Origin of the sequence: Aquimarina sp. Aq107 (genome assembly GCF_943733665.1) — a bacterium.
In the GTDB taxonomy this organism is placed as follows: Bacteria; Bacteroidota; Bacteroidia; order Flavobacteriales; family Flavobacteriaceae; genus Aquimarina.
The window spans coordinates 418,497-430,812 of the sequence record NZ_OX030782.1 but is presented as its reverse complement, the minus strand read 5'-3'; the positions used below and the strand labels follow the sequence as shown (position 1 = coordinate 430,812).

The window sequence follows — 12,316 nt, the reverse complement described above, 5'->3', positions numbered from 1 at the left end:
TAAAATAGATTTTAGAAAACTACCTGATTTATTTTTTAGACTCTTTAGAATATAAATGTACATCAGTTTGCGGAAATGGTATTGAGACTCCATTAGATTCAAGTCTTTTTTTAGCTTCCTCTATAGTATAAAAATGAACAGCCCAAAAATCATCATTAAGTGCCCAAAAACGTAAAGATAAAGTCACAGCACTATCTCCTAGTTCAGAAACATATATCTCAGGAGCTGGATCTTTAATAACCTTCTCTTGACCATTGATCAAATCCAATATAATCTCTTTAGCTTCTTTTATATTACTATCGTAAGAAACTCCTATTTCTATCTTACCTCTTCTTCTATCTTCTGCAGAGTAATTAATTATATTACCGTTAGATATCTTACCATTTGGTATCACTGCTAGTTGGTTCCCGAAAGTATTTACTTTAGTAGTAAATATGGAGATTTCCTTAACAGTACCCGAAATACCTTGCGCTTCTATAAAGTCCCCAATCTTAAAAGGTTTAAAGAACAAAATAAGAACTCCGCCAGCAAAATTAGACAAAGATCCCTGCAATGCTAAACCAATAGCTAATCCAGCTGCTCCTAAAATTGCTACGAGAGAAGATGTCTGAACACCTAATTGAGTAACAACTAATACTATGAGTAAAATTTTAAGACCTATATTTATTAGATCATATAAGAATTTTTCTAATGTCTCATCATAATCTTTCCTTTGGAAGAATTTACGAAGTGCTTTACTAAAAATATTAATAATCCATATACCAACAAAAAATATAATAATTGCCGAAATTAATCCTGGTAAAAAATCCCAAATCCAAGTCGTAAATTGATCCCAGTTTTCCTTTGTAAGTCCTAATTTCTCCATCTTATTTTAAAGTAATTTATTATTCTTCAAAAATAATTGTTCTTGAATAAAAACACATCATATAAACATTCTAAGTTTTTACTTCTATTTTAATTTTCATTTTTATTCAGAAATACTAATAGTGTTCTTTCTGAAATTGTTCATTTTATTAACCAGCTTATTAAATCACTAACATACGGACATAAAAAAACCATTCAAATGAATGAATGGTTTTGTTCACTATAATGAGTTTGAAGGGGCATCGTTTCATTTTTTTTGACACAGCATATGAAATCCATCATCAAAATTTACGAGCTTCAATATTGTTTGAATATTGGAATTGGATTTATCATTTGAAGGTTTAATACTCTTGAATCAACTTCATCTTTAAATGCTATATGACATTTGTATTTATTATCTAATTGAATTTCTTTTAGGAAGAAGTTTTCTTTATCAATTATAGTTTTATTGTCTATTATCTCAAAAGAATTTAATGGAAGAGAAAGCCCAATACCAAGAGCTTTTATAACAGCTTCTTTTTGTGTCCAGTAATCAAAGAAAGAGCTTTCAGGATTATCTGAAGAAATTATTCGTTGCCACTCTAAAGCTGTCATTTGAGTTTTAAAATCCCCAAGATGAAGACTGTGTAACATTTCGATATCTATTCCTATTTCACAAGTTTCTGTTATTGCACAAACAACCATATTCCCTGAGTGAGAGATATTAAACTTCACTTTACCTTCCTTAAAATAAGGCTTGTTGTGGCTAGTATATATTACGTTATTCTCGCAAAAAGGTATATCTATATTTTCTAATCCTGTACCTAGAAGAATTCTTCCCAATAATGACAATTGAGCATCTTGCCATCTTCTGTATTTTAAGAGTTTATTTTGAAAATCAGTAGAAAATTTTGATGCTACTTCCTTCATCAAATAACAATGGTTTTCTTCTGATATATATGAATAAAGAATTTGCGTCATTATCTAGAGTTATTAATTACTTAATTCATTTTTAAGTGAACATTTACACGAGCAAGAAAAGTTTGAAACCTCAGCCAGAGATATGTAACCCTTTGCTATTAAGTCTAATTTTCTTTTACATACAGGCATACCCTCTTTATCCAAAATTTTTGGTTTATCACTTTTCATAATCGTTATTTTAATTGTAAAATGGAGAATGTTGTGGACTCCAAATAGTATTTCAGGTTATTATGAAGGCAACAATCTTGTAGAGAATCTTATTATATTTATAAAACACCCCAATAGAATAGGTAAGTAGCTAGTAGCATGTTTGAGAATAACACTGAAAAAACAATGCTTCTATCATTGATAATTTTAATCCGAACTATGAAGTATAACATAGTTATAAAGAGCAATACACTAAATATTAGTAATACGATAAATATATAATTGAAGTTTTCAGGCAGACCAAATGCTAAAACAAAATAGTTTTGACCAGCTACTTTCATTAAAGCCAAAACGAGACTAATCAAACCAGTGATCCCAACAATAGATGTTAGAGCACTAAGAACTCTTATTATTTTATCGGAATTAGTATTGTATTGTTTCTTCAATAATTTAGTCACATATGTAAAAATAAAAACAAACATTATTAATAGTGCCACAAACAATGGAAGTAAAAAGACTAAATTTAATTTACTTAAGTTATTACCAACTTTTGAGACACCTGGATTAATAACAACTCCATTAACAAAGTCTATCGCATCCTCATTGTTGAATGCAGAGACATCTAATTTTTTATTTAGATCATTAATAAAAGCTTCAACTACTTGATTACCCGTTTTTGTAAAACCTGGAACATGACCTAGATTATGTCCAATAACTGTATATCCTTTTTTAAATTTTCGAGCTACTTCATCACCATTTGTAACTGGAGTTATAGGATCATACTCACCAGAAAATACGAGTACTGGAGATGATATACTTGATAATTTAGATAAATCATGAGGCACTATTGTGTCCCGTCGATTAAGATTCCATTTCTCGCAAACCTTAAAATCCGATTTATAAAATGCAACCCCACCTTTCAGTCCTTTATACTTGGATGCATCAGTTTGATATTCTGAAATTTTATTGTTAGGAAGTGTTTCATTACAGCTTACACAAAAATACACTCCATAATCCATTCCAAGCAAGCTAGAAAATGCAGCTACTAAATTTCCAAGAGCATCTTCATTTCTTTCATGAAATTGATAGATTAAAAGCGGAATTACCTCCACAAGTTTTTTGTTATATAATGCCTGCTGTATTGCTATTTTAAAATCTTCTGAATTATATGTAAATTCTCCAGATGCAATTATTTTCTTATCAACTTTTACAGTTATCGGATTTTCTTCCAAATCTGCAATAGTTTTATAATATATCGTCTTCAAATCAGGATATTGATTATGACAATCTGAATCGCTCAAACATTTTTTAAAAACTTTAGAAAGACTACTCATATAATTAGTAGTATTCCTTGTATAGTACGTTGATATATCAGAAATGGGAGAATCCAATGATAAAGTTTTAATATCATTTGGAAACATACTTGTATAAACCTGAGCCATATATGTTCCATATGAAGCTCCATATACGTGCCAATTGGAATATCCCAATAATTTCTTTAAAGCATGTAAATCCTGTGAAACCGATAAACTATTATAAGCTTCTATATCCACTCCTTGATTTAGAAGATCCTGTTTACAGGACAAAGCCTCTGATGTTTTTTGTTTTTCATCTTCTGTTTCTGATTGATTTTTAGCCAAGATTTCCATAAATTTCTTCCCTAGATCAGGACAAAGTCTAGGTTCTGAAAACCCAGTCCCTCTAATATCAAATAAGACAATATCATTCTTTTCCCGTAGAGGATGCTTATACCAAGATCTAATGTTTTGAACGCCACTAGCTCCAGGACCTCCTTGAATAAAAACAACAGCATCGGCATTCGCTTTATTAGACTTATTTTTTAATATACAAACTGCAATTTTTATTGTATTTCCTTTAGAATCATCCCAATTTTCAGGAACAGAAAGAAACTTATATTCTATTGTATCTTCTTTTAATACGTTTACGTTAGGGAAAAAAGTTTCTGTCTCTTGTAAAGATCCTTTTTGACTTTGTATTGTGGTTAAACAACTAAGGACCAACAATACGACTGCTGTTATATTTTTCATATAAAAACTCATAATTTCTGATTATTCTAATTTTATTTATTCGTGATATTTAAAAGCTAAAATCTATTTCAATAGCTTTTTCTTGTTCAAATGCTAAGTCCGCATTTATGTCATTTATTGAGATGTTCGAGTTATGTACGAGCTCTTCAAGAATTTTTTTGTATTTCAAGACCAAAAGTTCGATAGTTTCAATTTCGTATTTACTGGTATCGTAATAAATAGAACCATGTAGATGCTTTTCATTTATAGAAAAGCTAACTAATAGCGGCAACCTATTGTATTTCGCATCTACTGTATTAAACTCTAAGGAGAAATCTTGATTTATTTCAATTTTCTCATAGTTAAACGTAGGATTTTGTAATACTAAAATTGCTTCTAATCTTAAAGAGCTTAATATTTCTTCAGGAATATCTTGATGCTTATCAATTGTCAACATATCCTCTTGTACATTTTGTAACATGTCTGTAAACAATTGATCTGGTTTTATTCTTAAACGTAATGGTAGTGTTTTCACAAACATTCCAATTTGAGAATGCAGATCTGAGAAAGGTCTTCCAGAATTTATGGTACCTATACAAATATCGCTAAGCCCTTCCATTTTATAGATCAGGATATTGAATGCTGCAGCTAATAATGTATGCAGTGTAGTCTTTTGACTTAAAGCTATTTGATTTAACTTTTCAAGAAATGTTTTATCCCAGTTAAAATGATAAAAACTCCCAGAATACTTCTTACTCAATTTTTCATCTTGATCATAAGAAACAAGGCTTCTCCATTGATAATTATTGAGGTATTGTTTCCAAAATCGATAGTTATCATTTTTGTTATCAAGCTCAATATTATGCTGCCAAACTGCATAATCCTTAAACTGGAGGCTTAACTTCTCTTGTTGTAAGCTTATTCCAGAAGTTAATGAAGTATATTTTTCAATAACATCATTAATCAAAACCTCTAATGACCATCCATCCATCATGATATGATGAGTTACAAATAATAAATAACAATCACCTGTCTCTGTTTCAAACATACCCAAACGAACTAGAGTTTCATCCTTGAGATCAAACTCGTGATTTGCATATTCTTTCAGTTCGTTTTTTAAATCAATATTATTTACAAAAAAGCGATCTATCTTAAAAAGGGTTTCTTCACTTGGTCTAATTATTTGATGCGGAACTCCTTTAAATTCAACAAAATTTGTTCGTAAAGTTTCATATTTATTAATAATATTTCTGAATACTTTTTCTAATAAAACATGATCAAAATCACCTTTCACTCTATAAGATCTAAACATGTTATAGGCAACTGATTTTTCACTTTGAAATGAAGCTAACCATATTGCATATTGTGGTAATGTAATTGGATAATATGATCTTATTGTTGTCCTCGGTATTGATTTTATTTCTTGAGCTTCTTTCAGTTCTAAATATGATGATAATAATACTATTGTAGGATGATCAAAAATGGTTTTCAAAGAGATTTGATACCCCAATTCTTTTTCTATTTTACCAATTAATCTGACTGCATTTAATGAGTGCCCTCCAAGTCTGAAAAAATTATCTGTGATACCTATTTCGCTTTTTGTTTCCAAAACCTCTTTATAATATTCGCAAAGCCTAATCTCTAAAAAGGATGTTGGTTTTTTATGTTTGGATATATTAGAAGAAACCTCTACATCTCTTGATGTTAATATTTTCCTGTCTACTTTTTTATTAGGTGTTAATGGAAAACTCTCTAATGGAATAAAAGTATAAGGAATCATATACTCTGGTAATTCTTTTTGTAAATGGGCAATTATATCATCTACATCGATATTCTTTTGATTTAGAATAACATAAGCAACTAATGAAGATTCCTGATTTTTTCTCTTTTTAGCAATAACAACTGATGATTTTATTGCTTCCAATTGGTTCAATTTCGTTTCTATTTCTCCCAACTCAATGCGATACCCTCTAATTTTCACTTGATGATCAATACGACCTAAAAACTCAATTTCTCCATTAGTATTCCACTTACCAATATCACCGGTATTATATATTTTTCCGCTTTCGTCAAATGGATTTTTTATAAATCTTTCTTTTGTTAACGCTTCGTTTTTAAAATATCCTTTTGCCAATCCATCACCTCCTATATAAATATTACCAGTAGCGCCAATTGGTAACAGCTTCTTGTATTCATCTAGTACATAAATAGATGTATTTTGTATTGGCTTTCCAATATTGGAAGCATCCTTAGGTGACTCAATCTTCTTTATACTTGACCAAATTGTTGTCTCCGTTGGACCATACATGTTCCAAACGTCTGAGCAAGTATTTAATAAGCTTTCTGCTAGGGATTCACTTAACAAATCTCCTCCACATAATACTTTCACTTTATTATCTCCTTCCCAGTTCGCATTATAAAGCATTTGATAAAAACTAGGAGTTGCTTGTATTATAGTAGGGTTAACTTCTTTTAATTCTTGTATTATAGCTAGTGGATCAATTAACGTATCATTACCTACAACGTGTAATGTTGCCCCAGAAATCAACGGAGTAAAAAACTCTAATATCGAAATATCAAAAGACTGAGTGGTAACGGAAAACAGTATATCTTCATTCGTTATTCCAGGTTTTTGTTGGATACTCAATAAAAAATTCAATAGTGATTGATGTCTTATTTCAACTCCTTTAGGGTTTCCAGTAGATCCTGAAGTATATATTACATAGGCAGTATCAGATGAATGTAGTTTGCTTGGAGAATACTTTTTATTAAGGGTATTATCATTTAATATCGTTTCAATATTGACAAACCTTACCTCCGTATCAATTACATCTTGTTGTTCGACATCTCCAATGATACATTTCACATCACTATGATCAATTATGTATTTAAGTCGTTCTTTGGGGAACCTCGGATCTAAAGGAATATACGCTCTTCCTGACTTAAAAACTCCCATTAAAACCGCCACTAAATCCGCTGAACGATCCATTAAAACAGCAATAGGAGATGTATCTTGGGTTCTAATTTCTCCAGAAATATAGTCAGCAATTTGATTTGATACGATATTTAATTCCTCATAGGTATAAGCTTTAAACCTATCTTGAATTGCAATAGTATTTGCTCCTTTTGTGACTTGATCAGCAAAATAGGATACTAGTGTTTCATCTTTATTATAGCTCGACTCAGTTTGATTAAAAGCATCTGATAATTGTTGTTTTTCTCTATTTGTTAAGTAATTATATTCTGATAATTTTTTGCTAGTACTTTTAATCACATCATTCATAAGACACTCAAAATGCGTGACTAACTGACTAGTTGAACCCTCATCAAAATAATTTACATTATAATCAAAGTCTATTTTGACATCTTCTAGCTCATCAAACTCTCGGATATAAACTGCTAATGCAACTCTTTCAGATTGATGGGTTAACGGAATAACTCTAGTTTCTGTATTCTTAAAATGATCTGAATAATTCTGCTTTTCATAAGACAATGTAATATTAAAAAGTCTATCCTTGTCTTGGAAAAGATCCAGTTCTTTTATCAATTTTCCTAGTGGATAGCGTTGATGACGATAATCTTGTCTTAGTTGTTGTTTTATTTGACCTATTAAGTCTTCAAATGTATCCTCAAAATCAAGAGACATACGCAAAGCGGAAACTCCCATAAAAAGCCCTACTGTTTTCTTAAAAACAGACTTACCTCTATTTAACACTGGAATTCCAATGGCAAAATCTTTATTTTGATGTTTCTTTCCAAAATAAAGGTATAACAAAGCCAGGATAACATGAAAAGTTGAACTTTTATATTCTTTGGCAATATCTAAAAGTTGATTATATACTGAACGTTTTATCATCAATTCTTTTCGACTGCTCTTATTGAGATCAAAAGTATCATCCAGTTTTTCAAATAGACGTTCAGGAAGATTTTGAAACTTATTTTTCCAAAAAAGTTTATCCTTTAAATAAGCATCTGAAAGACTATATTCTCTATCATTCTGAACAAAATCTTTATAACAATAAGGATATGTTGTCGCTACATGTCCTAATTCTATAAGTTCATTATAATTTTTTACTAATCGTTGAAACATTAAGGATGTTCCCCAACCATCAGTAATAATATGATGATATACCGAAAACAGATAGTGACTTGTTTCATTTACCTTAATCAAAATGAACTTGTGTAATAATTCTTTAGAATTAAAATCGAAAGGTTCTACAAAAGTTCTTTGCATGAACACCTCAGCCTTTTTATTCGCATCTTCTTCATTAGAAAAATCTATAAAACCGAGAGTAGAACCATGTTTTGGTAAGGTTTTAATTTCCGCATTTTCTCCAGCATTGACGACAATACTTCTATATGCATCATGTTGCTCGATAAGCTTTATATAAGCTTTATTCAGGGTTTTAAAATCTATATTACCCTTAATTACTATTTTGGCACCTATATTATAAATAGGTTGGTTAGGGTATAACAATTGCTCAAAATAGACATCTTGTTGTGGAAGTGTCAATTTCATGTCGATATTCTATAAATTAAAGAAATGTTTTCTCTTCTACAGAAGAGTTAACTAGAAAAGGAAAAGAATCCTTCTAGGCCCACAAACTTTCAGTAAGTTCTACTTTATTATCTACCTCTACGTCTTTTACAATCTTTCCGTAGTCAAATTTTATAATACGATCTGCAAGGTGGAAATAGGCATCATCATGAGTAACAGCAATAATCGTTTTTCCTTCTGCTCTAAGTTTTGGAATCAATTCTTCGTAGAAGTATTTTCTAAAATGTGGATCTTGATCAGCTGCCCATTCATCTAATATTAAAACCGGTTTCTTTTCAAGGAGTGCAAAAATCATTGACATTCGTTTACTTTGTCCTTTAGAAAACCTTCTTCTAGCTGACTCTTCTTTATCATCAGTAACTACCTGATCTAAACGCATGGTTTCTAGCAATCCTCTATATTCATCATTCTCTTTAAGTTGATAATCATCATAATTATGAGAAAATATATGATTGTTTGTAAAAATTGCTGTCATAGAATCTTGTAAATCGTCCTTGATATTCAAGTATTCATTATCATTTAAAATGATTTCCCCTTCAGTAGGTTTGTATAGACCTGTCAAAACATTAATAAATGTACTTTTACCAGATCCATTACCTCCCACAACAAAAAGAACTTCTCCTTGATTAATTTTAAGATCTATTGGACCTAACGCGAATGTCTTCTCATCATTTTCATTTTCATAGTTAAATGATATATTTTTAAATTCAAGAGATTCAAACTTCTGATCTTCATTTTGGATTGAAGTCGCAACTTCATCATCAATTTGAAAATCTTTCATGAAGTTTTTAATTCTCTTATTTGCAACCATAAAACGAGTATACATTTGCTGCAAGTTTATTAAGTTATTTATAGGTCCAGAAATAAATAGAATTACAACTACATAGGCTATAACATCTTCTCTTTCTAATAACCCCAAAGCTGGTAAACCAAATAAAATAACTCCAATAACAATATACAATCCATATTGACTTATCATATTGATGGATAGAAAAACATAGTTAACTTTAAAATCTAAACCTTCAGCATCATCACGATTAGGACCTAAATGTTTTCCCATTATGTTTTTTCTTCGGGATACACTTAATTTTAATTCTTTGAAACCTGAAATTAAATCATTTACATACTTATAATAATGTTCATTATATTTTCTTAACCTTTCTACTTGACTAGACATAGAGTTCATAACAACAAAATAACAAACTGCTACTAAAACAATTAAGCCCAATACAATTCCTGCAGACATAGGTGATAGTGTGAACATATATACAACTCCTAATACCAACATTAATAGTGAACTAACTGTATGAGTAACTGTATAGGGCAAATTGGAAAATATTCGTAAATCCTCCATGGCTGTATAAAAACGTTGCGTGCCAAATTTTTCAAGCGTTATTAAAGGAGCTCTTAGTATTTGATTGAACAGGTTTTTTTCGTTCTTATATAAAATTTCAAAAGCATACTTATTGAGTGCTTTCTGGAATATTACATTTAGTAAATATGTATATCCTACAGCTGATAAAAAGACTATAATCATATAATCCTTTAAAAATTCTTCGTTCCCTGCAAGAACCTTGTTTATTATATATATGATCCCAAAACTTAAAATTGTATTTGGTATGGCATATAATAATAAAAGAATAATATCTTTTGGTTTTAATTTTAACATATGTAAAGTTTTTGGATTAAAATAGAACTGCACTCACTATAATTCTTATAGTTTTATTGTACTACAACATAAGAGTTAGCGGCACTTTTAAGCTTTACCTATTGTATCTAATTTGAATATTTCATTTTAGAATAAATAGGGAAGTCAGAAAAATATTTAAGTACTACTGTTATTTATACAATTCATTTAAGAAGTTCACTTTTTAGTGTAACAAACTTACCTTCGAGATATTTAATTAAAGGAAGAACATGCGTATCATATTCATCCCATTTGCTTTCAAAATCTTCGATAATATGATGAGTTGTCACTAGTTCTCCTTGGTAATACTCTCTAACTATAGGGTGTAAAAAAGCACTTAGATGTGCATTATCAACATCATCTTTATGAACACGTTCTACTGCAAATATATCACTAGCATTCTTGAAGATTTCGTCTCCATATTCTAGTGTAATTACAAAATATCTAGAACCAAATAATGAATAATTATCGTGTAAATAATCAACAGGAACGTCATAAAAGTACTTTAATGTACCCTCATCAGTTAAAACAATAACATGTCCTATATATCCAAATTGTTGCCATAAACTTGATGCCCTATTTACGTTATCGATAATTTTTTGAGCCATACTTTCAGGAGAAACCAATTCTTCTGATTCGTATACCCACTCTTTATCATTAATTTTATTATCTAATATGTGGTATAGACATTTACTATTATATCTAAATCCATGAATAAATCCAGAAGTAGATTTTTTGTAATCTCTCATTTGAGTTATAGTACCTGCAAAATATAAATTCTCGATATTTACCGATTCCCAACTAGAGTTTTGCTTTGGAAATTTATCTCTATTACTTAATTCTGGTTTTATACTATCATGAAACATTGACGTATCAAATTTAAAACCTGTACAATTGATTATCTCATCATATATTAACTCTTCAACCTCACCATTTGCATTTCCATAAGCGACAGTGACATAATATTGGTTGTTTTCGAATTTGATTGACTCAATTTCTCCATTAATAACAGCATTTTGTGATTTTAACTGGTACGTATCTAAGAAATTATTATTTACAGCTCTCAAATGACCCACATAATGTGTGCCCCAGGCAAGTTTTAAAGGGTTTGGACTCAAACAATGAATCAACGTTGCATATGGGATTAAGTGATCAGCTGTTTCAAAAGCAGAATTTGCTTTTCCTAATATTAATATTCGTTTTCCTGTATATGGTTTAGGATCAAACTCTAGATCAACATAATTCGTACATAAATCAATATTCTCTATATTTGGCATATAAGGCTTACTCAAACCAGTAGCAATTACTAAGTGCTCACATTGATATGTTTCATCATTCGTTTCTATTTCAAAATGATCCGATTTTCTTATTTGTTTTACTTCGGAATTATATTTTATATTAAGATTATGATATTCAGAATATTTATTTATATATTCTACAAATGAATCTGAACTTGGAAAATATTCTTCAGAAAAATCTTTGAATAATACTTCATTATCATCACTTAATAGTGAGTTCCAATCGAATCTCATATTAACCTCTGGATCCTCAAAACCTGTATGTACCTTGTTAATAGAAATTAACTTTTTGTGAATAGGAAATTTTTCATAAAACGAACCTGATTTATCATTTCGCTCCAGTACTAGATAATCTATATTATTTTTTTCAAGATAGTAAGCTAATTGAATCCCCCCAGGGCCCGCTCCGATAATAATAATTTGTTTTCTCATTTTTGCTTAATTTACATTTATATAAATTTTTATAAAAGACAATTTCACTTTTCGGTATTATATATTGTCCATAATTTCTTCACGTAATTCATTTTTTTACTGTGAAGACATGATTTATTTTATCACTTTTAGAAGTGCATGATTATTAATTCCTACGATGTATTTATTTGGCACGGCAATCTGATCTAGATCACTATGTAATTATTTTTAAAGTCAATGAATGAAATTAGATCAACAGTTTATTACTATTGATTTAGAGTTGATCGATATTATGAATAGCATTAAAAGAATGAAATAAGGCTGTAAATATTCTATATAATATATGATGAGTAGGAATGTTTCT

Annotated in this window: 6 protein-coding genes; all 6 read right to left on the bottom strand. The window is 29.8% G+C overall.

Going from position 1 to position 12,316, the window contains the following annotated elements; translation table 11 throughout:
* Window positions 1–28 precede the first annotated feature (28 nt).
* The 6 genes from NMK29_RS01545 to NMK29_RS01520 all read right to left on the bottom strand — a co-directional run bounded on the left by NMK29_RS01545 (window position 29) and on the right by NMK29_RS01520 (window position 11,973).
* Window positions 29–865: a mechanosensitive ion channel family protein gene (locus NMK29_RS01545; RefSeq protein ID WP_108802881.1), complete on the bottom strand. Its 837-nt coding sequence runs from the start codon at window positions 863–865 to the stop codon at window positions 29–31.
* Window positions 866–1,161: 296 nt separating this feature from the next.
* Window positions 1,162–1,824, bottom strand: a complete 663-nt coding sequence (locus tag NMK29_RS01540) for a 4'-phosphopantetheinyl transferase superfamily protein (protein ID WP_108802880.1) — start codon at window positions 1,822–1,824, stop codon at window positions 1,162–1,164.
* 266 nt (window positions 1,825–2,090) lie between these two features.
* Complete coding sequence (locus NMK29_RS01535; protein WP_108802879.1) at window positions 2,091–4,019, bottom strand: alpha/beta fold hydrolase; 1,929 nt, start codon at window positions 4,017–4,019, stop codon at window positions 2,091–2,093.
* 49 nt (window positions 4,020–4,068) lie between these two features.
* A complete protein-coding gene (locus tag NMK29_RS01530) occupies window positions 4,069–8,517 on the bottom strand; it encodes a non-ribosomal peptide synthetase (protein ID WP_108802878.1) in 4,449 nt (1,482 codons plus the stop codon).
* A gap of 73 nt (window positions 8,518–8,590) precedes the next feature.
* Window positions 8,591–10,225, bottom strand: a complete 1,635-nt coding sequence (locus NMK29_RS01525; RefSeq protein WP_108802877.1) for a cyclic peptide export ABC transporter — start codon at window positions 10,223–10,225, stop codon at window positions 8,591–8,593.
* Between the two features lie 182 nt (window positions 10,226–10,407).
* Window positions 10,408–11,973 (bottom strand): NAD(P)-binding domain-containing protein, encoded by a 1,566-nt coding sequence (locus tag NMK29_RS01520; RefSeq protein ID WP_108802876.1) that lies wholly within the window; start codon window positions 11,971–11,973, stop codon window positions 10,408–10,410.
* Between the last annotated feature and the right edge of the window lie 343 nt (window positions 11,974–12,316).

Bases quoted from the DNA above. Each gene is read 5' to 3' on its own strand.
- NMK29_RS01545 (WP_108802881.1), bottom strand. From the start codon at position 865: ATGGAGAAATTAGGACTTACAAAGGAAAACTGGGATCAATTTACGACT.
- NMK29_RS01540 (WP_108802880.1), bottom strand. From the start codon at position 1,824: ATGACGCAAATTCTTTATTCATATATATCAGAAGAAAACCATTGTTAT.
- NMK29_RS01535 (WP_108802879.1), bottom strand. From the start codon at position 4,019: ATGAAAAATATAACAGCAGTCGTATTGTTGGTCCTTAGTTGTTTAACC.
- NMK29_RS01530 (WP_108802878.1), bottom strand. From the start codon at position 8,517: ATGAAATTGACACTTCCACAACAAGATGTCTATTTTGAGCAATTGTTA.
- NMK29_RS01525 (WP_108802877.1), bottom strand. From the start codon at position 10,225: ATGTTAAAATTAAAACCAAAAGATATTATTCTTTTATTATTATATGCC.
- NMK29_RS01520 (WP_108802876.1), bottom strand. From the start codon at position 11,973: ATGAGAAAACAAATTATTATTATCGGAGCGGGCCCTGGGGGGATTCAA.